The sequence below is a fragment of the Pikeienuella piscinae genome (assembly GCF_011044155.1).
Classification (GTDB): domain Bacteria; phylum Pseudomonadota; class Alphaproteobacteria; order Rhodobacterales; family Rhodobacteraceae; genus Pikeienuella; species Pikeienuella piscinae.
The window spans coordinates 2,480,112-2,506,039 of sequence record NZ_CP049056.1; the positions used below are offsets into that span (position 1 = coordinate 2,480,112).

Genomic DNA, 25,928 nt, shown 5'->3' on the forward strand with positions numbered 1-25,928 from the left:
GCCGCGCCGCGGGGCGTCAGCCGCCCATTGTCTTTGCGACTTCGGCGGCGAAATCCTCTTCCGCCTTCTCGATTCCCTCGCCGACCTGCACGCGGGCGAAACCCGTGACCTTGTATGGGCCGGCCTCGGCCACCGCCTTTTCGACCGTCAGATCGGGATTGATGACGAAGGCCTGTTTCAGCAGGCAGACCTCCTGGAAGAACTTGTTCATCCGCCCGGAGATCATCTTCTCGATCACCGCCTCGGGCTTGCCGCTTTCGCGCGCCTGCTCGGTCAGCACCTGCTTCTCGCGCTCGACCAGAGCCGGGTCGAGATCGTCCCGATCCAGCGAGGCCGGGCTCGTCGCCGCGACATGCATGGCGACCTGCTTGCCGATCGCCAGCGCGCCCTCCGCGTCGCCGCCGTCGATCCCGACGAGAACGCCGATATTGCCCATGCCGTCGGCTGCGGCGTTATGAATATAGGTGGCGACATGGTCCGCCTCGACGCGGACCATGCGGCGCACCGACATGTTCTCGCCGATCGTCGCGACCTTGGCGGTCACCGTGTCGGCGACGGACTTGCCGTCGAGATCCGCGTTCAGCAGCGCGCCCAGATCGCCGGTCTCGAGCGCGGTTTTCGCGATCCCTGCGACCATCGCCTGGAATTCGGCGTTCCGGGCCACGAAATCCGTTTCGGAATTGATCTCGACCGCGACGCCGACGCCCGGCTTCGCGGCGACGCCGATAAGCCCCTCGGCGGCGGTGCGGCCGGATTTCTTCGCGGCCTTGGAAAGGCCCTTGGCGCGCAGCCAGTCGACCGCGGCCTCGATCTCGCCGCCGGTTTCGGTCAGCGCCTTCTTCGCGTCCATCATGCCGGCGCCGGTCATGTCGCGCAGCTCTTTCACGTCCTTGGCCGTGATCGCCATCGTCATCGCTCCTCGGTGTCGTCCACTGCGCCCGGCCGGGGCCGGGGCGCCGCTGAAACAGGGTTGGCGGGCGACGCGTTCACGACGTCGCCCAACGTTCATTCGGGCATTCGGCCTCAGTTGGCGGCGGGCGCCTTTTCCGCCGGAGCCTCTTCGGCCGCAGCCTCAGGCTCGGCCGCCGGGGCCTCCTCGATAGGCGCCTCCGCCGGGGCGGCGACGGCCTCTTCGAGGACCGGCTCCTCGGCTTCACCGATATCGAACCCGGCCGCGCCCATCTGCTGCGCCATACCGTCGAGCGCGGCGTCGGAAGCGAGGTCGCAATAAAGCTTGATCGCCCGCGCCGCGTCGTCATTGCCGGGGATCGGATAGGCGACGCCGCTCGGATCGGAATTCGAATCCAGCACCGCGACGACCGGAATGCCCAGCTTGTTGGCCTCGGCGATCGCCAGCGCCTCCTTGTTGGTGTCGATGACGAACAGCATGTCGGGCACGCCGCCCATCTCGCGGATGCCGCCGAGCGAGGCGGTGAGCTTGGTGCGCTCGCGGTCGAGATTCAGCCGCTCCTTCTTGGTCAGCGCCGCCGCGCCGCCACCGTCGAGCAACTCGTCCAGCTTCTTCATCCGCGAGATCGAGTTGGAAACGGTCTTCCAGTTGGTCAGCGTGCCGCCGAGCCAGCGGTGATTCATGTAATACTGCGCACAGCGCTCGGCCGCCTCCGCGACGCCTTTCGCGGCCTGCCGCTTGGTGCCGACGAATAGGATGCGCCCGCCCTTGGAGACGGTGTCGCGCATCGCCTGCAGCGCCGCGTCGAGCAGCGGCACGGTCTGCGTCAGGTCGATGATGTGGATGCCGTTGCGATCGCCGTAGATGAACTGCCCCATCTTGGGGTTCCAACGATGCGTCTGGTGGCCGAAGTGCACGCCCGCTTCGAGAAGCTGACGCAGGGAGAATTCTGGCAGTGCCATGTTCCGGTCGTCCTTTTCCGGTTTCGCCGCTGCGGGGTCAGGGCGCAAGCCCAACCGGCGGACCGCGCGGGATGTCTCCCCGTTCGGCCCAATCCCCGCATGTGGATTTCGTGCGCGGCCCTTAACGCCCCCCGGCGCGGGATGCAAGGGGCGCGCCGGCGCGCGAAGCGGCGCCCGGCCGGCCATCTGCGCCCCGATCCGGGCGGTGAAACCCGGCCGCAGCGGCCGTTCCGGCCGGTAAACGAAACACCAATTTTTTGATTCCATATATACTTCAATGCCTTGACCCCCCTATCGCGTGCGATAACGCACTTTTCCCGTCGCCGCCCGCCGCCCTTGCGCGCCGGGCGGACGCGGGTCAGAAGTTGAGAATGCGCCCGCGTCCCCAAATCCCCTGCATCGGCGCCGTCCTCTGGGACGTGATCGGCCACACCTGGGTTTCGATGCCGCCCGGCGCCGACCGCCCCGGCCGGATTCACCGCCGCCCCGGCGGGGTGGCGATGAACGTCGCCGCCGCGCTCGCCCGCGAGGGCCGCCGCCCCGCCCTGCTCGGCCAGGTCGGAACCGACGCCGAGGGCGAGGCGCTGATCGCCGCCGCCGCCGCGCTCGGGGCCGAGACCGGATTCCTCGTCCGCGATCCCGCCATCGCCACCGATGTCTACATGGCCGTCGAAGGCCCCGAAGGGCTGGTCGCCGCCATCGCCGACACGCGCGGACTGGAGGCCGCCGGCGCCGCGATCCTCGAACCGCTCGGCGACGGACGGCTTGGCTCGGCGGCGGCGCCCTTTTCCGGCCTCGTGGTCCTCGACGGCAATCTCACCACCGCGCTCCTCGCCGAGATCGCCGCCTCGCCGCTTTTCGCCGCCGCCGATCTCCGCCTCGCGCAGGCCTCGCCCGGCAAGGCCGAACGTCTCCGCCCGTTCCTCGCCCATCCCGGCGCGACGCTCTATGTGAACCTCGAGGAAGCCGGCCTGATCGCCGGCGCGTCCTTCGTCGACGCGCCCGCCGCCGCCGCCGGGCTGGTCGCCCGCGGCGCCCGCCGCGCCCTCGTCACCGACGGCGCCCGCGCCGCCGCGGATTGCGGCCCGGCGGGCGCGGAGACGGCGATCCCGCGGCAGACCGTCGCCGCGCACGTCACCGGCGCCGGCGACGCCTTCATGGCCGCCCATATCGCGGCGGAACTGCGCGCCGAGCCGCCGGGCGCGGCGCTGATCGCCGCCCTGAAGGGCGCCGCCCGGCATCTGGAGGAAGGCCCATGACCCCGCCCGTCGCCACCCCGCCGCTGGTCTTCTCGCGGGAGATCGAAGCCGCCCGCGCCGAGGGCCGGCCGGTCGTCGCCCTGGAAAGCACCATCATCACCCACGGGCTGCCGGCGCCCCGCAATGTCGAGGTGGCGCGCGAAGCGGAGGCGGTCATCCGCGCCGCCGGCGCCGCCCCCGCCACCATCGCCGTCCTCGACGGCGCGCTCCATATCGGCCTCGACGCGGCCGCGCTCGACAAGCTGGCGGCGGCCCCGCGCGTCATGAAGCTTTCGCGCGCCGATCTCGCCGTCGCGCTCGCGACCGGGCGAACCGGCGCCACCACCGTCGCCGCCACGATGATCGCCGCTCGGCTCGCCGGAATCGCGGTTTTCGCCACCGGCGGGATCGGCGGCGTCCATCGCGGGGCGGAGCGGGACTTCGACATTTCCGCCGATCTCGAGGAACTGGCCGAGACCCCGGTCACCGTCGTCGCCGCCGGCGCGAAGGCGATCCTCGACCTGCCGAAGACGCTGGAGGCGCTGGAAACCCGCGGCGTGCCGGTGATCGGCTACCGGACCGACGAACTCCCCGCCTTCTGGTCCCGGTCCAGCGGCCTCAGGGCGCCCCTCCGGCTGGAGAGCGCGGCGGAGATCGCCGCCGCCCACCGGTTGCGCGCCGCCCTCGGCATCCGGGGCGGGCAGCTTGTCGCCAATCCCGTCCCCGCCGAAGCGGAGATCCCCGCCGGGGAGATCGGCCCGATCATCGACGCGGCGCTCGCCGCCGCGGCGAACGTGAGCGGCAAGGACGTCACGCCCTTTCTACTCGCCCGCATTCTTGACGCGACCGGGGGGCGGAGTCTCGAGACGAATATCGCCCTCTATCTGAACAATTGTCGACTCGCAGCCGAGATCGCGCAAGCGCTCTGAGCGATCAGATCTCCACCCCGGCGGCGAGAAGCGCCTCCCGCGCTCCGGCGGCGCCTTCAAAGACATGGCCGCCCCAACCCCTGGCCCGCGCCGCTTCGACATTCGCCGGCCGGTCATCGATCAGGAACAGTTCCGCCCCCGACCGGCCCGCGCGCCGTTCCAACGCTTCATAGATCTCCGGGTCGGGCTTCACGGCCTTCACATCGCCGCTGATCACCAGCCCGTCGAACTCCTTGAGCTCGGGGTAAAGCCTGACGCAGCGCGCCCAACTGTCGGCGGCGAAATTGGAGAGCGCCCAGACGCCCAGCCCCGCCCGCCGCGCCGCATCGCGGATCACGACGCTCTCCGCGATCAGCCCGCCGCACATCCGCTCCCACCCCGCCCACCAGGCGAGGATCAACGGCGCATCCTCCGGATACCGCTCCGCCATCGCCTCCACCGCCGTCTGCAGCCCCCCGTCCCGGTCGCCGGCGAGATTCATCTCGTCAAGCGGAAGACGGGCGAAGAACGCGGCGCGCAGCCCGTCGTCGGGGATCAGCCGCCGATAGAGATGGGCGGGCGACCAGTCGAGCAGAACGTTACCGATGTCGAAGACGATGATGGTGGGCGAAGTCATATTGGGCGCTCCTTTTGCGGCTCATCCTTAGCGCTCCCTCGGCCGAGGGGAAGCCGCCCGGCAGAAATGATTTGACAGCGCCCGGCGCCGGGCTCGACTATTCGTACACTAACGGTTTCAGGAGCTGAGAGATGGCTTACGTCGCGGCGCGGTCGCTGGACGAGGCCTTCGCCGCCCTCGGCGCGGAGGGCGCGATCGTCGTCGCTGGCGGGACCGATGTTTTCCCCGCCCACGCCGGAAAGCCCGCTCCTTCGCGCATCCTCGACATCACCCGTATCGACGAAATGCGCGGAATCGAGGCAAGCGCCGCAGGCTGGCGGATCGGCGGTGCGACGCGCTGGAGCGAGATCATCGCGGCGGATCTGCCGCCCGCCTTCGATGGCCTGAAAGCGGCGGCGCGCGAGGTCGGCTCGATCCAGATCCAGAACGCCGGCACAATCGCCGGCAATCTCTGCAACGCGTCCCCGGCGGCGGACGGCGCGCCACCGCTTCTGACGCTCGACGCCGCGGTGGAGATCGCTTCGGCTAATGAGCGCCGAACCGTCCCGTTGGCGGATTTCATCACCGGCCCGCGGCGCACCGGCTTGAAGCCGGGCGAACTGGTCACGGCGATCCTTGCGCCTCCGCAGCCGACAGGCGCGCGTTCGGCGTTCCTGAAGCTTGGAGCCCGCAAGCATCTTGTGATCTCCATCGCCATGACCGCCGTCCTGATCTGGCCCGACGCGGCCGGTCGGGTCGGCGGCGCGCGGGTGAGCGTCGGAGCCTGCGGCCCGGTCGCGCGCCGGCTCGGCGAGCTGGAGGCGGCGCTTCGCGGGCGCGCCTTCTCCGATCTGGCGGAGCCCGGTCTGATCGCGCCGGGCCATCTCGCCCCGCTCGCTCCGATCAACGACATTCGCGGCGGCGCCGGATACCGGCTTGACGCCGCGGCGACGCTGATCCGCCGCGCGCTTCTCGAAGCCGCCGGAGCGCGGCATGGATAAGCGCGTCGCCAACGATCTGACGGCGTTCCGCCTGAACGGCGCGCCAGCCGCCGCCGCACCCCGCGCTGGCGAGCGGCTTTCCGAGACGCTGCGCGAACGGCTTGGCGCGCGCGACGTGAAGGTCGGCTGCGACGCCGGCGATTGCGGCGCCTGCACCGTTCTGATCGACGGCGCCCCGGTCTGCGCCTGCCTCACGCCCAGCCTGTCCGTCGCCGGCGCCGAGGTGGAGACGCTCGCCGGGCTGATCCGAAGCGCGCCGGAAGCGCGGGCGCTGGCCGAGGCGTTTCAGGATCACGGCGCCGCGCAATGCGGCATCTGCACACCCGGAATGATGGTTGCGGCGGTCGCCCTGCTTCGGCGCGCGCCGGCGCCGGGGGTCGCCGCCGTGGAGCGGGCGCTGGCCGGCGTCCTCTGCCGCTGCACCGGCTATCGCAAGATCATCGACGCGGTGATGGACGTGGGCGCGCCCGCCAGACACGCGCCGGAATCAGGCGAGGTCGGCGCCGCCATCCGGCGCATCGACGGCGCCGCCAAGGTCGAGGGGCGGGAGTCGTTCGGCGACGATGGCGCCCCGCCGGATACGCTGGCGCTCCGCGTGATCCGTTCGCCGTATCCGCGCGCCAGCTTCCTGATGGGCGATCTGGATGACTGGGCGGCGGCGCGTCCGGGCGTCGTCGCGACGCTGACGGCAACCGACATCAGGGGACGGAACGCCTTCGGGGTGATTCCGGCCTTCGTCGATCAACCCGTCTTTGCGGAACGCGAAGCCCGGTTCAGAGGCGAAGCGGTGGCGGCGGTGATCGGCGCGCCGGACGCCATTGCGGCGCTAGACGATAAGGATTTCCCCGTCGAGTGGACGCCGCTCAACGCCGTTGAGACAGTTCCGGCGGCGCTTGACGCGGGCGCGCCGCAACTGCACCCGGACCGCCCCGGCAACATCATGTGCCGCGGCTTCGTCCGGACCGGCGACGCCGAGGCGGCGCTGGCGCGCGCCGACATCGTCGCGGAAGGCGTGTTCGAAACCGGCTTCGTCGAGCACGCATATATCGAGCCCGAAGCCGGCTACGCGACCCTCGAAGGCGACCGCGTCGAGATTCACGCCTGCACCCAGGCGCCGGTGATGGACCGCGACTCGCTGGCGGAGATCCTCGACATGGATCGCGCGCACGTCCGCATCGTCCCCACCGCAGTCGGCGGCGGCTTCGGCTCCAAGCTCGACCTGTCAGTGCAACCGTATCTGGCGCTCGGCGCGCTCAAGACGGGCCGGCCGGTGCGGCTGACCTATTCGCGCGGGGAATCGATGCGCTCCACGACCAAACGCCACCCGGCGACGATGCGCGTCCGGATCGGCGCAACGCGGGACGGCCGGCTGAGCGGGCTGTCCTTCAGTGGCGATTTCAACACCGGCGCCTACGCCTCCTGGGGGCCAACGGTGGCGAACCGGGTCCCGGTGCATGCGTCCGGACCCTACCGGATCGCCGACTATCTGGCCGAGGCTCGGGCCGTCCACACACACAATCCCCCTTCCGGCGCCTTTCGCGGCTTCGGCGTGCCGCAAGCCGCCATCGCGCAGGAATCGCTCTTTGACGAGCTGGCGGAGCGGTTCGGAATCGATCCGCTGGAGTTCCGCATCCAGAACGCGCTGGAGAACGGCGCACCGACCGTATGTGGGCAGATATTCAGGCAAGGCGTCGGCGCCCGCGCCTGTCTTGAAGCACTCCGCCCGGCGTGGAAGGCGAGGCGCGCAGAGGCGCGGGCGTCCAACGACGCGGCGAAGCGAGGAGGACGGCCGGAGCGGCGCGGCGTCGGCGTCGCCGCCGGCTGGTATGGCTGCGGCAACACTTCGCTGCCCAATCCCTCCACCATCAAGGCGGGCGTCGATGCTTCGGGCGTCATCACCCTCCATCAGGGTGCCATGGATATCGGCCAGGGGGCGAACACGGTGATCGCGCAGATCTTCGCCGAAGCGCTCGGCGCGCCGGTGGAGCGCCTCCGGCTGCTCGGGGCCGATACCGACATCACACCGGACGCCGGCAAGACCTCCGCCTCGCGCCAGACCTTCATCACCGGCAACGCCGCCCGCCTCGCCGGCCAGGCGCTGCGCGCGGCGCTCCTGAAACTCTGCAACGCCGGGCCGGAGGCGCGGATCGAACCCGAAGCCGGCGCGATCCGGGTGATCGAGGACGGGCGCGCACATCTCCTGCCGCTCGCCGGCATGGCGACCGACAGCGAGGGCTACGTCCTGAAGGTCACGGAGACCTACGATCCGCCGACCAAACCGCTGGACGAGAACGGCCAGGGCGAGCCTTACGCGCAGTTCGGCTACGCCGCGCATCTCGCCGTGGTCGAAGTCGATATCGAGCTTGGAACGGTGCGGGCGACCGGCTTCACCGCCGCCCACGATGTCGGCAAGGCGATCAACCCGATGCTGGTCGAGGGGCAGGTCCAGGGCGGCGTCGCGCAGGGGCTCGGCATGGCGCTGATGGAGGAATACCTGCCGGGCCGCACCGAGAACCTGCATGATTACCTGATCCCGACCATCGGCGACGTGCCCCCGATCGAGACGATCATCGTCGAGGAGCCGGACGAGCACGGCCCTTACGGGGCCAAGGGCCTTGGCGAGCATGCGCTCATCCCGACCGCGCCGGCGCTCTTGAACGCGATCCGCGCCGCTTGCGGCGTCCGGATCAGGCGGGTTCCGGCGACGCCTTCGCGGGTGAGGGCGTTAATCCGGGGAGAGGAGCTGGAATGACGGCGCAGGGTAAGGTCATCCCGCCAGCGGAAAAGATCCGCTGCGACGCCTGCCCGGTGCTCTGCTTCATCGCCGAGGGAAGGAGCGGGGCCTGCGATCGCTACGCCAATCACGGCGGCGCGCTGGTCCGGCTCGACCCGCTAACGGTGATAGAGAATGGCGCCCCGGCGACGCCGTTCCTCGACGCGGGCGAGGATGCGGACGAATGGGATGGCGACATCGTCAAGGGCGCGCGTCCCTTCGTCACCGCGCTCGGCGCCGGCACGACCTACCCGGATTACAAGCCCGCCCCCTTCATCGTCAGTCAGAAGATCGAGGGCGTCGACATGGTCACCGTCGTGACCGAAGGCATTTTCAGCTATTGCGGCGTCAAGGTGAAGATCGACACCGACCGGCATATCGGCCAGGAGCGCGCGCTGGTGCGCGCCGATGGCGAGCCGGTCGGCCATGTGACGACCACGGAATACGGCTCGAAGATGCTCTCCCTCGGCGGCGTCGAGCATCTGACCGGCGGCGGCAAGAAGGAGGGGCGCGTGACCTGCGACACGCTGCTCAGGCTGTGCAACCGGCAGGAGGTCGAACTGACCATCGACGAGGGCGCGGCGCTCACCCTCGCCGCGGGCAAGGCGCCCATCATCGATGGCGAGGCGGAGCGGCTGATGCGGGTCGGCTGCGGGTCCGCCGCGATCGGCATGTTCGCGACGCAATGGGCGCCCCATGCCGACGAGGTGATCGTCGTCGACGACCATATCACCGGCGTCCTGACCGAACATCAGGCCGGCAAGATGCTCGACGCCCGCCCGAGCGGGTTGCGGGTGAAGGGCCGGCGCTCCACTCCGGGCCGCTATTTTCAGGTCGCCGGGCCCGGATCGGGATGGGGCGGAACCGATATCTCCGACCCGCTGTCGATCCTTCGCCCCGCCGATCCGAAGATCGCCTGGCCGGGGCTCCGGCTCTTCATGATCTCGACGACCGGAGAGGACTGGGCCTATTTCGTCCTCAACGACAATCTCGTCCCAGAGCCCGCCGAAACCCCGCCCGCGTTGCTCGCCTCGGCCACGCGGGTGGCGGAGAATTGCGAGCCGGCGCTGGCGTCGGTCCTCTTCATGGGCGGCGCGGGCGGCTCGCTTCGCTCCGGCGTCACGGAAAACCCGGTGCGCCTCACGCGGTCAGTCCGCGACGCGCTGGCGAACGTCACCTGCGGCGGCGCGCCGACCTATATCTGGCCGGGCGGCGGCATCACGCTGATGGCGGACGTGATGGCCATGCCGGAGAACGCCTTCGGCTATGTGCCGACGCCGGCGCTGGTCGCGCCGATCGAATTCACCCTTCGGCGCGAAGATTACGCCGCTCTCGGCGGACATCTCGATCAGATCCGCGAGATCGGGACGGTCGTCGACGACGGCGTGCGCCGGATCGGCGCGACCGGAAACGGCGTCGACCCGCGCGATCGGCGTAATTTCAGCTGGGGGCGGTGAGGGGTGGAGCGCCCCTTCGCCCGATTCTTGCCCGATGAACGGCGGCTTCACCTCAGACACGGGCCGATCGACCTCGTGATCGACGCCGAGGGGCCGGGCCGAATCGCGGCGCTCGGCGCCGCCGAGGCGCGCTTCGCCACCATCCTTGAAGAACTTGTCGCAGAGCTGCCGCGGCTGCGACGCCAATCCGGTGGCGCGCCGCCCAAGGGCGCCGTCGCCCGCCGGATGTTCGCCGCCGCCCTGCCCCACGCCGCGCGCGTTTTCGTCACGCCGATGGCGGCGGTCGCCGGCGCCGTGGCGGATGAAATCCTCGCCGCGATGCGCGCCGCAGGCCCCCTCTTGAAGGCGCATGTCAACAATGGCGGCGATATCGCGATTCATCTCGCGGACGGCGAAAGCGCCGCGGCGGCGATCTGCGGCCTCGATGGCGGTGAGATCGGACGCATCCGCATCGGCGCGAGCGATGGCGTCGGCGGCGTCGCCAGCAGCGGACGGGGCGGACGCTCGCTCTCGCTCGGGATCGCTGAGAACGTGACCGCGCTGGCGTCGAGCGCCGCCGCCGCGGACGCCGCCGCGACGCTGATCGCCAACGCCGTCGACCTGCCCGGCCATCCCGCGATCGCCCGCACGCCGGCGCGCGCTCTCGACCCCGACAGCGACCTTGGCGAACGGCTGGCGACCACGGGCTGCGGCCGGCTCGCGCCGGGCGAGGTTGCGGCGGCTCTGGACGCCGGGCTCGTCGAAGCGCGACGGATGCAGGCGGCCGGCCTTATCAAGGGCGCCGCGCTGACGCTTCAGGGCGTCACCATCGCCGCGACGGACGGCGCCGGCCGGATCGAGATGAACAGAATGAAGGGAATCGCCGAACATGCCTGAGGTCGAGATACGAAAGATCGTCACCGTGCTGGAGGAGATCCGCCACGAAGGCGGCCCGCCGCCCGCAATCCCCCTCCGCCGGGCCGGGATCATCGCCGTGATCGCGAACCCGTTCGCCGGCCGCTTCGAGCCGGAGATTACCGGCTTCATGGAGAACCTGAAGCCGCTCGGCCTCGACATGGCGGGCCGGCTGGTCGCGATGCTCGGCGGCGATGCGGGCGTTGTCGAGGGCTATGGGAAAGGCGCGGTGATCGGCGCGGCGGGCGAACTTGAGCACGGCGCGCTCTGGCATGCGCCGGGCGGCTACGCGATGCGGGAATTGCTCGGCGACGCGAAGGCCATCGTCCCTTCGGCGAAGAAGGTCGGCGGCGTGGGCGCCCGGCTCGACGTGCCGGTCACCCACATAAATGCGAGCTATGTCAGAAGCCATTTCGACGCGATGGAGTTGGGCGTGAGCGACGCCCCCCGCGCCGGTGAGATGGCGCTGATGCTGGTGATGACCACCGGCGCGCGCATCCACGCCCGCGCCGGCGGGCTCAGCGCCGCGGATGCGAGGGGCGGGGACGGTCTGCGATGAAAGCCACCATCCGGAAGATCGTCGTCACCGTGGAGGAGACCCGGATCGAAGCCGGCCGCGCCATCGCCCCGCCGACGCGAAAGGCCGTGGCGGCGGCGATCATCGCCAACCCGTTCGCAGGGCGGTATGTCGACGAGCTTACCCCGCTGACCGAGATCGGCGAGGAACTCGGCGCGCTGCTGGGGAAAGCCTGCGTCGAGGCGCTTGGCGTCGCGCCGGCGGCGGTGGAAAGCTACGGCAAGGCCGCGCTGGTGGGCGAGGATGGCGAGATCGAACATGCGGCGGCGATCCTCCACCCGCGCCTCGGCGCGCCGCTCCGCGCAGCGGTAGGCGGCGGCGCGGCGCTGGTGCCGTCCGGCAAGAAACGTGGCGGACCGGGGCGGACACTCGACATTCCCCTCGGACACAAGCGCGCCGCTTACGTCCGCTCTCATTTCGACGGCGCCGAAATCACCATCCATGACGCCCCGCGCGCCGCCGAGATCGTCGTCGCCATCGCCGTGACCGATAGCGGCCGCCCCGCCCCGCGCGTCGGCGGCCTGACCGCAGAGGGCGCGGAAGGGCGCGACGGGCTTCGTTAAGGCGATCCGGAGGAAGCGAATGACGAGCGACGCGACCGCCGACCAGACGCAGACGACGCCCCGTTACCGGCTGGACAAGCAGGTTGGTTTCCTCCTGCGGCTCGCCAACCAGCGGCACACGGCGATCTTCCAGCAGAACGCGCTGCGCGAACTCACCCCGACGCAGTTCGCGGCGCTGATGAGGATCGCCGAGATCGGCCCGGTTTCACAAAATCAACTCGGGCGGATGACGGCGATGGACGTCGCGACAATCAAGGGCGTGGTCGAAAGGCTTCGCCGCAAGGGGCTGGTCAGGTCGGGCCCCGATCCGATCGACCGGCGGCGCACCCGCATCGCGCTGAGCGAGTCCGCGGAGGCTCTGCTGGACGACCTGCGCGACATGGGGCGGCGGATCACCGAAGAAACCCTCGCCCCGCTCTCCCCGACCGACCGCCGCGTCTTTCTCGCACTGCTCGCCCGGATGATCTGAGCCGCGGACATTTCGAAGCTTAACGTTTCGTTAACTTCTCGCCCGACCAAGTGGCGACCAATCCGGGACGGAGGATTCTCATGGCGTTGGCCTATACGGTCGCATTTCAGGGCATGGAGGCGCGCGAGGTCGAGGTGCAGTGCCATCTCGCCGCCGGCCTGCCGGCGTTCACGCTGGTCGGCCTGCCGGACAAGGCGGTGGCGGAGTCGAAAGAGCGGGTGAGGGCGGCGCTGAACGCCATCGGCCTCGCGCTGCCGCCGCGGCGGATCACCATCAATCTCGCGCCGGCAGACCTGCCCAAGGAAGGCGCGCATTACGACCTTCCCATCGCGCTGGCGCTGCTCGCGGCGCTCGAGGTCGCGCCGGCGGAGGAAGTGGCGCGTTGCACGGCGATGGGGGAGCTTTCGCTCGACGGGCGGATCGGGGCGGTGGCGGGGGCGTTGCCCGCCGCACTCGCTGCGGCGGAGGCGGAGCGGGACTTCATATGCCCGGCCGTCTGCGGGCCGGAGGCGGCGATCGTCGGCGCGGTGCGGGTGCTGGCGCCTGAGACGCTGGTTGCGCTGATCAACCATTTCTCGGGCCGCCAGCCGCTCGCGGCGCCGGAGCCGCTGGCGCCCACGAATGACGGCGCGCTGAAGGACCTTGCGGATGTGCGGGGCCAGGAGATGGCGCGCCGGGCGCTGGAGGTGGCGGCGGCCGGCGGGCACAACATGCTGATGATCGGGCCGCCGGGCGCGGGGAAGTCGATGCTGGCGGAGCGGCTGCCGGGGATCCTGCCGCCGATGGAACCGGGCGAGGCGCTTGAGGTCTCGATGATCCATTCCGTCGCCGGGCTGATCCGGGACGGGCGCATCCCGCGGCGGCGGCCGTTTCTCGACCCGCATTACGGGGCCTCGATGGCGGCGATGGTCGGCGGCGGGCGGCGCGCGGCGCCGGGGCAGATCAGTCTGGCGCATAACGGGGTCCTCTTTCTCGACGAGTTGCCGGAGTTCGCCCGGCCGGTGCTGGAGAGCCTGCGCCAGCCGCTGGAGACCGGGGAGACCTTCATCGCCCGGGCCAACGCCCATGTCCGCTACCCGGCGCGATTCCAGCTGGTGGCGGCGATGAACCCATGCCGGTGCGGGCAGTTGTCGGATCCGGCGCTGGCCTGTTCGCGGGCGCCGACCTGCGGGCTGGATTACCAGGCGCGGATTTCGGGGCCGCTCTTGGACCGGCTCGACGTGCAGATCGAATTGCCGGGGGTGACGCCGCGCGATCTTTCGGAGGCCCCGAAGGGGGAGCCATCCGCCCCCGTCGCGGCGCGGGTGGCGCGGGCGCGGGCGGCGCAGCGGGCGCGGTTCGAGGAACGGGAGGTGAAGCTGCGGAGCAATGCGGAGCTTTCGGGGGAATTGCTGGAGGAGATGGCGGCGCCGGACCGGGAGGGGCGGGAGCTTCTGGACCGGGCGGCGGAGAAATTGCGGCTGACCGGGCGCGGCTATCACCGGGTCATGCGGCTGGCGCGGACCATCGCCGACCTTGAAGGGCGAGAGAAGGTGGGGCGGGCCCATATCGCCGAGGCGGCGGGCTATCGGCGGGCGCCGTTGAAACGGTGAAAAAGGGGAGGCCGAGTGCGTTATCGCACGCGATAAGGGTTTAATATATTGATTTTATTGTATAAATTAATTAACGTGCGAAATCTATCGCATTTGACGCCTCCCATATGAACTGACTGGCGTGGTCACGGCGGCGCTTCCGTCGCGAATTCCACCGGGAAAAATCGGGGGGAGAGCCATTGGGGGCGGCGCGTCAATCTCCGCCTGAACGCGACTTTCTATGTGTTGCGTGATTTATCCGCACTTCCTTCGTACTCGCCGTGCGGTAGAGTGGCTTCTCAGGATTTATTGGCCGCAATGGGCGGAGAACGGTCGTCCGCTGCAACGCAGCATAGGTTCTCAAAATCACCAGTCCAGACATACAGCCTTTAATCCGCAAGCCCCAGAGTTAAGCAACACAGGGTTTATGGAGTTGAGATACTGTGATCCACTTGGGTAATTTTCAACGGAATTGCAGTCATTTGCGATTCCGGTCGGTCGCCAGAATGACATGCCTTATGAAATGCTTGCCTTCAGGAAGGTCGCCTAACAGATTTTCATGCTCAATCGGATTAATCTCGGTCATGAGAACCCGATAGTGGACATCTTGCGAGGGGTGTTGCCAGCAATCTGATACTTCCAGCTGCATGAAAGGTGTGTCTATCTGTTGGAATCTCGTTTGGGCATGTCAATTTTGGATTGATTTACCTATGAAAGACTTCGGAAAAAGTTCACTGGAATTGGGTGCAGAAGCTTCGCGTGTTGTCGCACATATATGCCATCGACAGGGGGTCGATGAGGTGACCATGCTTTGCCATGCTGCGTCGACGAATTGGCGCCAGCGCTATACGACCACAAGGCAAAGATTAGATAATTTGGAGGCGTGTCTTGAGTACAAGGTTACTAAAAGGCAACCAATAAATCTCCTAACTGAGCAGGTGTCACAACTTGGAACCGACGGCCTCAAATCAACTTGCGATACTACATTTGGCGGTGGTGTTATGTCGATTACATCTTCGGTGCATCACGGTATCGCTCATATTCCTATGATGAATTTGCATCCGAATGAAGGTGTTTTGATTGAAGATATTGTAACGTTTATTAGGCATATTTATCCGGGAAGGCCGGGATATATACTAAGTAGTGGGCGTCATTTTCACTATTATGGCGACTTCCTAGTTGACGAATCCGGATGGCGAGAACTATTAGGCTACTTCTTGATTGCATATGATTTTGTGCATCCCGGATACTGTGGATTCAGGTTATTTGACGGATATTCAACCTTAAGATTAACTGCCCAACCACCCTACAAACCACATGTTCCAAAGCTGGTGGCCACAATATGAGAGTTTTCAGAGATTCAATAAACATGGCAATCTATGTTATTGCTAGTATTATCGCTCTGGCAACGGCGTTCGCCTTTGACCCATCAGCTTACCTTGAAGTCCTCTTTCAAGGCATGACCCCACAAATGAGTTATGAGAATCTAATTGGTTGGGTCAGCCTCACCCTCAAGTTTATATTAGTGTTAATAATTTTTTCGATCTGTTTCTGGACTACCAAAAGGCGTGCTGGCCCGAAAAGCTTCACATACGAAAATTTGGCGGACGAACTTCTGAAACTTCGCAAGAAACATGTGAAGATCGAGTTGATTGGTTACTCCCTTGGGTTTGCGAACCCAATTAAATTCCGTCTTGAAGACCGTCCCTGGAACGATCTGGATGTCACGATCTACACCATGAAGAGGGACGCCATCATTGCAAACTTCCACGAACAAAAATCACTTGACCATCGAGTGGACGTGATATCGGAAAGATTGGGTGAATGGAGAGCGCTTAGAGACCAAGGAAATATTGGCTCATTAAAAGATGTTGAGGTTTCGGAGCTAATGCCATTTGCGGCTATTGTAATCGACGGTGACCGACTTTTTGTATCCAACTACAAGTGGAAAACTAAAGATGGTCGGCTGGGCCTTCAAAAACTCCCAGCCCCCGAGCGGTTGTTTTTCGAGATAAGCAACGTAGATGGAGCGTATGAGACGGTGATGGCAGTCATAAAAACGTTTAGGCGACACGTTGGATAACGAGAATCTTATTGCAGTAAGAGATTACGCTCGCAAGATCCACAATGGACAGCTACGAAAAGGCGGAGATCCCTACTTTCATCATGTCGTCGAGGTTGAAGAATTGTGTCGCGAGTTATTCGACGGCAACCAACTCGGCCTCCAGGGCGATGACGAGAGATTTAACGTTCTTGCGACCGCATTACTTCACGACAGCATTGAGGATACGGCAGCAGACTATGAAGACATAGAGCATGTGTCTAATCGCCAAGTCGCTGACTGGGTCAAACTGCTTTCTGAAGATAAAAGAAAGCCAAAGATAATTCGACGGCGCGAATACCTTGAGGTATTAGGCGCGTCGTGTTCCGTGGTCCAGGCGATCAAACTCGCTGACATATACTCAAACGTTACAGGAATTACGTTCAGAGAGGAAAATGACTGGATTAAACGTTACCTTGAATTATCCCTTGAGGTTATTGAAAGATTACGGTTAGTTAAAGAGTTAGATTTGTATTTTAAATGCCTCGATGCGATTTCGGTCGTTGAGTCAAAGCTCACAATATAGACCTGCGTAGTTATAATAAATCGCAAATACCCCCCAATGGGATCCATTAACACATGACCTAACTTAGGTCTTGATATATCCGCCATCCTGCTTAGCCGACTTTTTTCCCGGTAATGCTACACGACATCCGAATGACTGTATTTGAAGATCTGCACTGCGGCATGGGGCAGCGGGTGAATGTCCGCTATGGGCCGAAAGCCGAAATCATGCGTCGCGCGAAGCCGTGCCGCTCCGGGCTCCGAACGATCCACCAAACCACTCGACCACCGACGCCCTCTACTTCCCCAACTCCAGCACATCCATCATGTCATACTCCCCCGGCTTCCTCCCCCGCGCCCAGAGCGCCGCCTTCACGGCGCCCCTCGCGAACAGCATCCGGTCGGTGGCGATGTGGCGGAGGATGAGGCGTTCGCCTGTCCCGGCGAAGATCACGTCGTGTTCGCCGACGACGTCGCCGCCGCGGAGGGCGGCGAAGCCGATATGGCCGCGGGCGCGGATTCCGGTCTCGCCGTCGCGGCCGCAGTCGGCGACGGCGTCGAGCGCGACGCCGCGGCCGGCGGCGGCGGCTTCGCCGAGCATCAGCGCGGTGCCGGAGGGGGCGTCGATCTTCATGCGGTGATGGGACTCGACGATCTCGATGTCGAAATCGGCGTCGAGGGCGGCGGCGACCTTGCGGGTCAGCGCGGCGAGGAGATTGACGCCGAGCGACATGTTGCCGGCCCGCACGATGGCAGTGTGGCGGGCGGCGGCGGTGAATTTTTCGAGCTGGCCGGGCTCATGGCCGGTGGCGCCGACGACATGGACGGCGCGGGCCTGGGCGGCGAGTTCGGCGTGGGCGACGCTGGCGGCGGGGGTGGTGAAGTCGAGGACGGCCTCGGACCGGGCGAAAACTTCCAGCGGGTCGGTCTCGACCTTCAGGCCGCGCTCCGGGCCGCCGAGGCAGGTCCCGAGGTCGCGCCCCGCCCAGTCGTGGCCTTCGCGCTCGGTCACGCCGACAAGGCGCGCGCCCTCGTTCTCGTCCACCGCGCGGATCAGCATCCGGCCCATGCGGCCGGAGCAGCCCAGCACTGACACGTTCATCGGCTCCATCGCGCTCTCCCTCTCCGGTTTTCCCTCGCCTATGCCGCGCGCCGGGTCAGCGCAAGCCGCCTCACCGCGCTTCGCGTTGATGCAGAGGCCGCATGTGAGTCAACGTCAACGCAAGCCGCCGGAGGCGTGGAGCGCGTAGCCGACGGCGCCGGCGGCGACGAGGCCGAGGATCACGGCGGCGGCGATCTTCCAGGCGGACCAGGGCCGCTCCCCCTGCACGGCGCCGGTGCGGCCGTTGACGATGAAGCGGTAGGTCTGGCCCCGGTATTTATAGGCGGCGAGCCAGACCGGGAGGAGGATATGCTTGAAGGTGGCGCCGGAGATCGTCGTCTCGACCGCGTTGATGCGCTGCTGGTCGCCGCCGATGTCGAAACGGATGTCGCGGCGGATGACCTCGTCCATCTTCGCGCGGGCTTCGGCGTAGCCGTCCTGCAGGGGCACGGTGTAGGCCTCGGCCCGGAAGCCGGCGAGAAATGCGGGGCGGTACGGGCGAAGTTGGGAGAGATCCCAGGGGCCGAGCTTGTCGGCGTATTCCTTCGGGAGCGAGCGGGAGGCGAGGACGAGCACGTCGTCGAAAAAGCGCGCGACGCGGCCGGAGGCGGCGGACCAGCGGATTTTCGGGACCTGGCGCAGCTGCATCTGCGTCTTGCCATTCACCGTCACCGGAACGCGCCGGGTGACGTAGTAGACGTCGCCGCGCTGGCCGCGATAGCGCGTTTCGGTGTCCGCGTCATAGGTCCAGTAGGGAACGTAGAGCCCCTCCATCGGCCGGCCGGCGCGGGCGTAGTCCTTGAGGCCGGAGGGCGCGAACCAGAGGCGGCCGAGCCAGTCGGTCATCGCCTTTCGCGCCTCGCGCTCGGTCAGGCCGAAGGGGAGGACGCCCTTCGGCTTGATGTGCCGGTTGGCGGAGGTTTCCGTCACGATGGGCGAGGCGCAGAACGGGCAGGTTCCGGCGTGGGTGTCCGCGTCGAACTCCACATCGGCGCCGCATGAGTCGCAGTGGACGGTGCGGGTCTCCTCGATCTCGGCTTCGTCCAGCTTGCCTTCGAGGGCGCGGGCGAGGTTCTGCTCGTCCAGCGCGGCCTCGCTTTTCTCGACGGCCCAGGGGTTCGCCGGCTCCTCGATCCGGTTCTCGGCGCCGCAGAACGGGCAGCGGGTGACGGCTTCGCCGGGCGCGAAGACGAGGGCGGCGCCGCAGGTCTCGCAGGGGAATTTCCCGGGCTGCGGGGCGGTTTCGTCCGTCACGGGCGGCTCACGCGGAGGGCGGCGGGGGGGGCGGCGCGATGGTGAAGAGCTGGGCGAGTTCGGTGATCTCGCCGGCCGGCTTCCAGCCCTCGTAGCCGGGCGACCAGACCAGGGTTTCGCGGCTGAACGCGCCCTCCTGAACCATGCGGCCGAGATCGCCGCGCCCGTAGGGGCCCTTTGTCGCGCCGTTCTCGGCGAGGTGCCAGACCCGCTCGGCCGGGGGCGGCGGGGGTGGAGGAGCGGCGGCGGGGGCCTGGCCCCAGGGGCCGGGTTGCGCCATCCCTCTCGCCATGCCCATGCCCATGCCCATGCCGATCCCGGCGCCCATGCCGCCGCCGGCGGCGCCGGGGTTCTCGGCCGCAGCGCGCATGGCTTCGGCGGCCTGGAACTGCGCGTATTTGCCAAGATCGCCGACGACGCCCATCGAGGTCCGCCGGTCCAGCGCCTTCTCGACCTCCTGCGGGAGGGAGATGTTCTCGATCATCAGCGCCGGGGTTTCGACGCCATAGGCCGCAAGCTCCGGCGCGACGCGTTTCCGAAGAAGCTCCGCCAGTTCATCGGTGTTCGCCGCCAGATCGAGCGCGGCGATGCCGGAGGAGGCGAGGGCGTTGGAGAAGCGCGAGACGATCACGTTCCGGAGTTGGAAGGCGACCTCTTCCGTCGTCACCTCGCCATCGGTGCCGACGATCTCGGTCAGGAAGAGGGCGGGGTCGATGACCCGCGCCGAGTAGGTCCCGAACGCCCGGAGCCGGATCGGGCCAAACTCCGGGTCGCGCAGCATGACCGGGTTCTTCGTGCCCCATTTCAGGTCCTGGAACCGGCGGGTGGAGACGTAATAGATCTCCGACTTGAAGGGCGACTGGAAGCCGTGATCCCAGTGCTGAAGCGTGGTCATCACCGGCATGTTGTTGGTCTCGAGCATGTAAAGGCCGGGCTGGAACACGTCCGCGAGCTGGCCCTCGTGGACGAAGACCGCGGCTTGCCCTTCACGCACCGTCAGCTTTGCGCCGTACTTGATCTCGGCGCCGTGGCGTTCGAACCGCCAGACCATGGTGTCGCGGCTGTCGTCCGTCCATTCGATGACGTCGATGAACTCGCCGGTCAGCTTGTCCCAGAGGCTCATGGGGTCGTCTCCCTCTATTGCGGTGCGGCCGCGGCGGCGAGCGGATCCGGACCGAAGCGGTTCTCGCCGGTCGTGCCGCGCTGGATGTAGAAATAGATCAGCACAAGAAAGCCGATGACCGGAACGAGTACGATCAGCAGCCACCAGGCCGAGCGGTCGGTGTCGTGGAGCCGTCGGCCGGCGACGCAGATGTTCGGCAGGAGGATCGCCAGCGCGTAAAGCCCGCTGAGCGGCCCGCCGCCATCCGGGGAGCCGATGCCGAGAACGGCTTCGAGAAGGCCGACGCCGAGCCCGACGAGCCATGTCGCAAGCACCCACCACCAGAACTCCGAGCGCCGGGCGCGGCCGGAGATCGTGGCGTATTTGCTGAGGCAGGTGGAAACCGCTTCACCCAGTTCCATCGTTACGTCTCCTCTCATTCGGCGGCCGGGTCGGCGCCGCCGGGCCGCAGTTCATCGACAATCCCCGCCACCAGCGGCAGCGCCTCCTCCGCCGTCATGCCCGGCCGGAGGCGCGGATGATAGAGGATGCGGAGGAGATATTCGTCATGCTCGGTCAGCAGCGCGAATTCCTGATCGTCGTTGAAGATCGACGGCCGCACGTCCGGATCGTCATTCATCAGGCCGAGCGTCTGCGCCAGTTCTTCATGGATGCAGCTGCGCCGCAGCATCCCGTCAAGCTCGGCCTTGATCATGATCATCGCGCCGGAGATCCGGCCGCTCTCCGCATCGTCGTACCCGACCTGGCCGATGCAGGGATAGGCGACGTCGCCGGCCCATTGCAGAACGAGCGGCAGGCGCGCGGCGGCGCCGTCCTCCTCCAGCGCCTGGATGAAGGCGTAGCGCTCCGACGGGCCGAGAATGAGGATCGAGAGATTCGGCGCGCCGGAAGTTTCCGCGAGATCGAGCCCGGTCAGCGCGCCGATCCGCCGCGCCAGCATGGCGTATTCCGCGCGGTCGGCCTCGGTCGCGCCGGCGCCGACGATCTGGTAGCGGATCGGGTCGGTCCAGCGGCTGATCCGCGTCGGCGTCAGCTCCTGCACCAGCCGCCCGTCATCATCGCGGCGATATTCGCGAAAAAGCGCGATGCGGCCGAAATCCATCGCGAGATCGGCGTTGGTGAAGGGCGCGTCCGCCGGCGCGGTGTCAGACCGAAGCCCGCCATCCGCCGCCAGCATCGCGGCGTATTCGCGATAACTCGCGCCCTGATCGGCGGCGCAGGCGCAAAGCGCCAGGACCGCGAGCAGAGCCGGAAGGACGGCGCGCGGGCGCATCAGGCCTGCGGCGGGGCCGGGCGGCCGGCCTTCGCGGCGGCCAGCGTCGATTTCAACTCGCTCTCCATCGTCTGAAGCTCGGCCTCGGCGGCGGCGCGCTTCGCCTTGCCTTCATCGGCGATACGGAGGCTTTCCTCGATCGTCTCGATCAGCGTGCGGTTCGCCTGCTTCACCGCCTCGATGTCGAAGACGCCGCGCTCCATCTCCTTCCTGACTTCGCGATTGGCGTCCTTCAGGTTGGCGGCGTTCTTCGTCAGCAGCTCGTTGGTGAGGTCGGTCGCCTCCTTCACCGTCCCGGCCGCTTCGCGCGAGCGGTAGATCGTCACCGCCTGCGCCAGTTGCGTCTCCCACAGCGGGACGGTGTTGACGAGCGTGGAATTGATCTTGGTCACCAGGCTCTTGTCGTTCTCCTGCACCAGGCGGATCGAGGGGAGCGACTGCATCGTGACCTGCCGCGTCAGCTTCAGGTCGTGCACCCGCCGTTCGAGATCGTCGCGCGCGGCGCGAAGATCGCGGAGCTCCTGCGCCTCCATCACGCCGTCGGGGCCGGTTTCGGCCTCCACCTGCGCGGCTTTCGCGGGGATTTCATCCTCGTCGAGCCGGCGCAGCTTTTCCTCGCCCGCGGCGATGCAGAGCGCGAGATGATTGTAGAAATCGAGGCTCGTCTCATAAAGCTTGTCGAGCGACTTGATGTCTTTCAGCAGCACCGTCTCATGGGTCAGGAGCTGGTCCGATATCCGGTCGATCTGGCCGCGCACGCCTTCGTATTTCTCGATGAAGTCGGCGACAGGGCGGGCCTTGCCGACAAGCCGCTCCCACCAGCTGCGCTTGCGGTCGGGGTTCAGTTCATCGACATCGAAGCCGCGGATGTTCAGCACCATCTCGCGCAGCGACTGCCCGGCCGGGCCGACATCCTTGTTGCGCACGCCGTCCAGCATCGCGGAGGAGATCGTCTGCAATTCGGTCTGCGTCGACGAGCCGAACTTGATGATCGACTGCGCGTCGGACATGTCGAGCTGGTCGATAAGCGCTTCGACCTCCTTCGCTTCCTCCGGCGTCATCCGGTCGGCTGCGACGATATCGGCGGCGGGTTCGGCCAACGGCGCGGCGGTCACCGCCTCCGCCTCCGCGACCGCCGCCTTGGCTTTCTCGCGCATGTCTTCGGTCATCGTGTCATCCTTTTGATCGGGCGTTCCTGTCGGGTTTCCCTGTGTTTCATCAAAGCGCGCCTTCCTGCTTCAGCCGGTCGCGGAGCACTTCGATCTCCACTTCCAGCGCGGTCTGATCGCTCGCCACAAGGCGTTCGCGCTGTCGGGCGAAACTTGTCTCCAGGTCGCCAAGCAGAGCCTCGTATTCGCCGCGCAGCGCTTCGGCAGCGCCCTTTTCCCGCGCGGCGGCGAATTTCAGCGTGGAATCGCGCAGGCCGACAAGGTGGACGGAGAGAAAGCGCCGGGCGCGGACCATGTCGCGCGGGTCGCTCTCGATCTCGCGCAGGATATCCCTGGCGGCGAAGGCGAGCCGGTCGATCCGCTCGCTCAAGCCGCGGTCGCGAAGCCGGTCGGCGGCGGCCGCTGTCTCTTTCACCACGGCCTCGGCCGTCTCCAGCTTTTCCGCCACACGGTCGAGATCGACCGACGAGACCCCGGCCCCGCCTTTCGCGCGCAGCGGGTCCGGCCCGAACGCGGCGACATGCGCGCCAGCGGCGAGCACGCCGTAAAAGAGCGAGATCGGCAGACCGAGACCGGCGCCGATGAAGCAAAGTCCGGCGATACTCAGCCCGGTCAGGGCGGCCGCGACCAGTTTTCGCGGAAAGGCCGGCGGGCGGGCGATGATCCGTTCGTCATAGGCGGCGGCGGCCTTCACCCCTTCGCCGGTCAGCCTGGCGGCGAGGATCAGCGCCGCCCAGCCGCCCATCGCCCAGAGGATGCGCGGCAGATCGGCGGTGAGGATCGCGCCGACGCCGGTGAGAAGAAGCGGCGAGGGCGCAAGATAGAGGCCGAGGATGCGCCAGCTGAAGCCCCGCGTCTTGCGCCCGGAGAACCATGATCGGCGCGCCGGACCCGCAGCGCCGGGCGTCGGCCGCGCGTTTCCGGGCGAATGGGCGCCGCCAAAACGCTTCGCCCCGCTCATTCCGATACCGCCACGGCGGGCGCGCGCGCCTCATGATCGGCGACGAAGGCCGCGCAGGAAGCGGTGAAGATGGTCAGCGCCAGAACGACATAGGCGAGCGTTTTCACGCGAATTTCCCTTTCTGCGGCCGCCGGTGCGCGACTGGCCCAATATAGGCGCCGATGCGCCCCGCGTCAGTCGGATTCGGGAAAGATACCCGCTCCGTCCGCCAGGTCGTAGTAATCACCCTTGTATCGGGCGAAAATATGCCGGGTGAGCGAGAGGCCGGTCGGCGCGTCGAGCGTGCCCGCGAAAATCGAAATCGTCGCGCCCCCGACGCGCCGCCAGAAGAGGTTGCCGCCGCAGCGCCCGCAAAAGCCGCGCTCAGCCCCCGCCGAGGAGCGATACCAGCGGAGAGTCTCCTCCGCGGTGAGCCTGTGCGCCTCCGCCGGCGCCGCGGTGGCGGCGACATGATGGCCGGATGTCTTGCGGCATTGCCGGCAATGACAGCCCCAGACGGCGCGGAGCGGGCCGTCGACCTCATAAGCGACCCCGCCGCAGAGGCACGATCCGGTGTGCGTTTCGGTCATGTGCTTGGCCTTTCATATCCATTCGGTCTATCTCACGATCATGCTTTCGCGCGTCGCCGCCCTCTTCGCCCTTTCGGCCGTCCTGGCGGCGCCCGCCGCGGCCGCGCCCTGCGCGCGCGATGTCGGCGCGATCTGCGCCGGCGGCGCGGCGCTCACCGAGGCGGAGATGATCGACCGCCTCCGCGCCGCCGATATCGTCATCCTCGGCGAACGGCATGACAACCCGGCGCATCATCGCTGGCAGGCGAAGATCGTCGGGGCGCTGGCGCCGAAGGGCCTCGCCTTCGAGATGATCCCGCGTTCGCGCGAGGCCATCGCCAACGAGGCGCGGGCCCGCGGCGCGGACCTGGGCGCGGCGCTCGACTGGGCGCATTCGGGCTGGCCGGACTGGGCGCTGTACGCGCCGATCTTCGCCGCCGCGCCGGAGGCGCGGATCGCTGGCGGCGGCGTTGAACGCGCGGCGCTGACAGCGGCGGTGAAGGACGGCGCGGCGCGTGCGTTCGGCGCCGGAGCCGCGCGCTACCGGCTGGAGGAACGCCTTCCCGAATCGGTGATCGACGACATGCTGGCGGAGCAGAAGGCCGCGCATTGCGACGCGCTGCCGGAGGCGATGCTGCCCGGCATGGTCGAGGCGCAGCAGCTTCGCGACGCCGCCTTCGCGGACGCCGCGTTACGGCTGGTCGAGGCCGGCCATGCGCCCGCCGCGCTGATCGCCGGGAACGGGCACGCGCGCGCGGACCGGGGCGCGCCGCTCTATCTGCGCCGCGCGGCGCCTGCGCTTCGCGTCTCTTCGGTGGGGATGATCGAGGTCGGGCGGGATGAAGCGGCTGGGGACGGCGCGCTCTTCGACATCGCGATCTACACGGAGCCCTTCGACCGGGGTGATCCCTGCGCGGACTTCATCGAGTCGCGACAGAAGCCTTGAGCCTCAGCCGCCCTTCCTGATCCGGTAAAGCGTCGCGCCCGCGTCCCGCGGCGTCGCCGAAAGGAGCTCATGCCCGGCTTCGGCGCAGAAATGCGGCACATCGACGATCGCGGCGGGGTCGTCCGCCAGCATCTCCAGCACCGCGCCGGGGGCGAGTGGGCCGAGGCGCTTTCGCACCTTGAGCACCGGAAGCGGGCAGAGCAACCCGCGCGCATCCAGCACCGCCACGGTCAATTCCGAAACCGGTCCAGAAGCCGCGCGAAGGGAGAGGCGGAGGCCGGGTCCGGCGCTTCCGGCGCGGCGGACGGCGCCGGCGCTTCACTCTTGGCGGGCTTCGCGGGCTCTGGTCGCTGCGGCCGGGTGCGAAGCGCGACGGCGTTCATGAAGCCCGCGTCGTCGCCCGCGGCGAGAAGCGGCGCGCCGTCGGCGACGCCGCGCAGAAGATCGTCGAGCCAGGCTTCGTCGGCCTTCGCAAAGTCGTGGAGGACGTAATTCGCCACCGCCGCCTTGTCGCCGGGATGGCCGACGCCGATCCTCACCCGCACGTAATCCGGCCCGATATGCTGGTGAATCGAGCGCAGACCGTTATGGCCGGCATGGCCGCCGCCGCGCTTCACCCGGCATTTCGAGGGCGCGAGGTCGATTTCGTCATGAAGGACGATGACGTCTTCGGGCGCGATTTTCAGGAAACGCGCGGCCTCGCCCACCGCCTGGCCGGAAAGGTTCATCATCGTGCCGGGTTTCAGGAGAGTGCATTTCGCGTCGCCGAGGCGGCCCTCGGCGATCTCGCCCTGGAACTTGCGCCGCCAGGCGGAAAAACCGTGAGCACCGGCGATCCGGTCGACCGCCATGAAACCGACATTGTGGCGCGTGCGCGCATAGCGCGCGCCGACATTGCCCAACCCGACGATCAGTTTCATCGCGCGGCCCTCCGCTCAGGGCGAACGCCGCCCGGAATCCGGGCGGCGTCTGTCGCAATCGGCAAACGGCGCGGGCGCATGGCCCTGC

At 67.5% G+C, this 25,928-nt stretch carries 27 protein-coding genes; 14 read left to right on the forward strand and 13 right to left on the reverse strand.

Translation table 11 applies throughout. The features are described 5' to 3' along the window. Positions 1 to 16: 16 nt before the first annotated feature. Together tsf and rpsB are read right to left on the reverse strand one after the other, a co-directional pair. Positions 17 to 907, reverse strand: a complete 891-nt coding sequence (gene tsf / locus G5B40_RS11855; RefSeq protein WP_165098853.1) for a translation elongation factor Ts — start codon at positions 905 to 907, stop codon at positions 17 to 19. A 116-nt stretch (positions 908 to 1,023) separates the two neighbouring features. After that, positions 1,024 to 1,872, reverse strand: coding sequence for a 30S ribosomal protein S2 (gene rpsB, locus G5B40_RS11860; RefSeq protein ID WP_165098855.1), 849 nt, complete (start codon positions 1,870 to 1,872; stop codon positions 1,024 to 1,026). 371 nt (positions 1,873 to 2,243) lie between these two features. Here rpsB and G5B40_RS11865 point away from each other — a divergent pair, with 371 nt between their 5' ends. Together G5B40_RS11865 and G5B40_RS11870 are read left to right on the forward strand one after the other, a co-directional pair. After that, complete coding sequence (locus G5B40_RS11865) at positions 2,244 to 3,131, forward strand: PfkB family carbohydrate kinase (protein WP_165098858.1); 888 nt, start codon at positions 2,244 to 2,246, stop codon at positions 3,129 to 3,131. Then, on the forward strand, positions 3,128 to 4,039 hold the full coding sequence (locus tag G5B40_RS11870) for a pseudouridine-5'-phosphate glycosidase (protein ID WP_165098861.1): 912 nt from the start codon (positions 3,128 to 3,130) through the stop codon (positions 4,037 to 4,039). The genes G5B40_RS11865 and G5B40_RS11870 overlap by 4 nt, the downstream gene beginning before the upstream one ends. Positions 4,040 to 4,043: 4 nt before the next feature. Here G5B40_RS11870 and G5B40_RS11875 read toward each other — a convergent pair whose 3' ends face one another. Next, positions 4,044 to 4,655, reverse strand: coding sequence for an HAD family hydrolase (locus tag G5B40_RS11875; RefSeq protein WP_165098863.1), 612 nt, complete (start codon positions 4,653 to 4,655; stop codon positions 4,044 to 4,046). 131 nt (positions 4,656 to 4,786) lie between these two features. On the opposite strand from G5B40_RS11875, the gene G5B40_RS11880 reads away from it, so the two are divergent. The 11 genes from G5B40_RS11880 to G5B40_RS11930 all read left to right on the forward strand — a co-directional run bounded on the left by G5B40_RS11880 (position 4,787) and on the right by G5B40_RS11930 (position 16,566). After that, positions 4,787 to 5,635, forward strand: a complete 849-nt coding sequence (locus G5B40_RS11880; protein ID WP_165098865.1) for an FAD binding domain-containing protein — start codon at positions 4,787 to 4,789, stop codon at positions 5,633 to 5,635. Continuing rightward, positions 5,628 to 8,387, forward strand: a complete 2,760-nt coding sequence (locus tag G5B40_RS11885) for a molybdopterin-dependent oxidoreductase (protein WP_165098868.1) — start codon at positions 5,628 to 5,630, stop codon at positions 8,385 to 8,387. Before G5B40_RS11880 ends, G5B40_RS11885 begins: the two co-directional genes overlap by 8 nt. Continuing rightward, the gene (locus tag G5B40_RS11890) at positions 8,384 to 9,865 is read left to right on the forward strand and encodes a 6-hydroxynicotinate reductase (protein WP_165098871.1); all 1,482 of its coding nucleotides are present in this window, start codon (positions 8,384 to 8,386) and stop codon (positions 9,863 to 9,865) included. The genes G5B40_RS11885 and G5B40_RS11890 overlap by 4 nt, the downstream gene beginning before the upstream one ends. A 3-nt stretch (positions 9,866 to 9,868) precedes the next feature. After that, on the forward strand, positions 9,869 to 10,741 hold the full coding sequence (locus tag G5B40_RS11895; protein ID WP_165098873.1) for a UPF0280 family protein: 873 nt from the start codon (positions 9,869 to 9,871) through the stop codon (positions 10,739 to 10,741). Continuing rightward, complete coding sequence (locus G5B40_RS11900) at positions 10,734 to 11,318, forward strand: amino acid synthesis family protein (protein WP_165098875.1); 585 nt, start codon at positions 10,734 to 10,736, stop codon at positions 11,316 to 11,318. Before G5B40_RS11895 ends, G5B40_RS11900 begins: the two co-directional genes overlap by 8 nt. Beyond that, entirely contained in the window at positions 11,315 to 11,899 is a 585-nt protein-coding gene (locus G5B40_RS11905) for an amino acid synthesis family protein (RefSeq protein ID WP_165098878.1), read from the forward strand. Before G5B40_RS11900 ends, G5B40_RS11905 begins: the two co-directional genes overlap by 4 nt. Before the next feature lie 19 nt (positions 11,900 to 11,918). Continuing rightward, entirely contained in the window at positions 11,919 to 12,368 is a 450-nt protein-coding gene (locus tag G5B40_RS11910; RefSeq protein WP_165098881.1) for a MarR family winged helix-turn-helix transcriptional regulator, read from the forward strand. Positions 12,369 to 12,448: 80 nt separating this feature from the next. Further along, the gene (locus tag G5B40_RS11915) at positions 12,449 to 13,960 is read left to right on the forward strand and encodes a YifB family Mg chelatase-like AAA ATPase (RefSeq protein ID WP_165098883.1); all 1,512 of its coding nucleotides are present in this window, start codon (positions 12,449 to 12,451) and stop codon (positions 13,958 to 13,960) included. Positions 13,961 to 14,649: 689 nt separating this feature from the next. After that, positions 14,650 to 15,285 (forward strand): primase 1D-like protein, encoded by a 636-nt coding sequence (locus tag G5B40_RS11920; protein ID WP_165098885.1) that lies wholly within the window; start codon positions 14,650 to 14,652, stop codon positions 15,283 to 15,285. Between the two features lie 23 nt (positions 15,286 to 15,308). After that, entirely contained in the window at positions 15,309 to 16,022 is a 714-nt protein-coding gene (locus G5B40_RS11925) for a hypothetical protein (protein ID WP_165098887.1), read from the forward strand. After that, a complete protein-coding gene (locus G5B40_RS11930; RefSeq protein WP_165098889.1) occupies positions 16,015 to 16,566 on the forward strand; it encodes an HD domain-containing protein in 552 nt (183 codons plus the stop codon). The genes G5B40_RS11925 and G5B40_RS11930 overlap by 8 nt, the downstream gene beginning before the upstream one ends. A 276-nt stretch (positions 16,567 to 16,842) precedes the next feature. Here G5B40_RS11930 and dapB read toward each other — a convergent pair whose 3' ends face one another. The 8 genes from dapB to G5B40_RS11970 form a co-directional block, all read right to left on the reverse strand. Continuing rightward, positions 16,843 to 17,655 carry a 4-hydroxy-tetrahydrodipicolinate reductase gene (dapB, locus tag G5B40_RS11935; RefSeq protein ID WP_165098891.1) on the reverse strand — a complete coding sequence of 271 codons (813 nt, stop codon included), beginning with the start codon at positions 17,653 to 17,655 and terminating at the stop codon, positions 16,843 to 16,845. Between the two features lie 105 nt (positions 17,656 to 17,760). Further along, positions 17,761 to 18,900 carry a TFIIB-type zinc ribbon-containing protein gene (locus G5B40_RS11940; protein ID WP_165098893.1) on the reverse strand — a complete coding sequence of 380 codons (1,140 nt, stop codon included), beginning with the start codon at positions 18,898 to 18,900 and terminating at the stop codon, positions 17,761 to 17,763. 7 nt (positions 18,901 to 18,907) lie between these two features. Further along, positions 18,908 to 20,023 carry an SPFH domain-containing protein gene (locus G5B40_RS11945; RefSeq protein WP_165098895.1) on the reverse strand — a complete coding sequence of 372 codons (1,116 nt, stop codon included), beginning with the start codon at positions 20,021 to 20,023 and terminating at the stop codon, positions 18,908 to 18,910. Between the two features lie 14 nt (positions 20,024 to 20,037). Beyond that, the gene (locus G5B40_RS11950) at positions 20,038 to 20,424 is read right to left on the reverse strand and encodes a DUF805 domain-containing protein (RefSeq protein WP_165098897.1); all 387 of its coding nucleotides are present in this window, start codon (positions 20,422 to 20,424) and stop codon (positions 20,038 to 20,040) included. A 14-nt stretch (positions 20,425 to 20,438) separates the two neighbouring features. Continuing rightward, complete coding sequence (locus G5B40_RS11955; RefSeq protein ID WP_165098899.1) at positions 20,439 to 21,296, reverse strand: DUF2927 domain-containing protein; 858 nt, start codon at positions 21,294 to 21,296, stop codon at positions 20,439 to 20,441. Further along, positions 21,296 to 22,465 carry a toxic anion resistance protein gene (locus G5B40_RS11960; protein WP_165098901.1) on the reverse strand — a complete coding sequence of 390 codons (1,170 nt, stop codon included), beginning with the start codon at positions 22,463 to 22,465 and terminating at the stop codon, positions 21,296 to 21,298. Before G5B40_RS11960 ends, G5B40_RS11955 begins: the two co-directional genes overlap by 1 nt. A gap of 49 nt (positions 22,466 to 22,514) precedes the next feature. Then, a complete protein-coding gene (locus G5B40_RS11965; protein WP_165098903.1) occupies positions 22,515 to 23,426 on the reverse strand; it encodes a 5-bromo-4-chloroindolyl phosphate hydrolysis family protein in 912 nt (303 codons plus the stop codon). A 173-nt stretch (positions 23,427 to 23,599) separates the two neighbouring features. Further along, positions 23,600 to 23,995: a GFA family protein gene (locus tag G5B40_RS11970; protein WP_165098905.1), complete on the reverse strand. Its 396-nt coding sequence runs from the start codon at positions 23,993 to 23,995 to the stop codon at positions 23,600 to 23,602. Between G5B40_RS11970 and G5B40_RS11975 the strand changes: the two genes are divergently transcribed. Beyond that, positions 23,994 to 24,920: a ChaN family lipoprotein gene (locus G5B40_RS11975; protein ID WP_165098907.1), complete on the forward strand. Its 927-nt coding sequence runs from the start codon at positions 23,994 to 23,996 to the stop codon at positions 24,918 to 24,920. The genes G5B40_RS11970 and G5B40_RS11975 overlap by 2 nt on opposite strands. 3 nt (positions 24,921 to 24,923) lie before the next feature. Here G5B40_RS11975 and G5B40_RS11980 read toward each other — a convergent pair whose 3' ends face one another. Further along, complete coding sequence (locus G5B40_RS11980; protein ID WP_425500061.1) at positions 24,924 to 25,148, reverse strand: sulfurtransferase TusA family protein; 225 nt, start codon at positions 25,146 to 25,148, stop codon at positions 24,924 to 24,926. A 2-nt stretch (positions 25,149 to 25,150) separates the two neighbouring features. After that, a complete protein-coding gene (gene pth / locus G5B40_RS11985; protein ID WP_165098913.1) occupies positions 25,151 to 25,840 on the reverse strand; it encodes an aminoacyl-tRNA hydrolase in 690 nt (229 codons plus the stop codon). Positions 25,841 to 25,928: the final 88 nt, after the last annotated feature.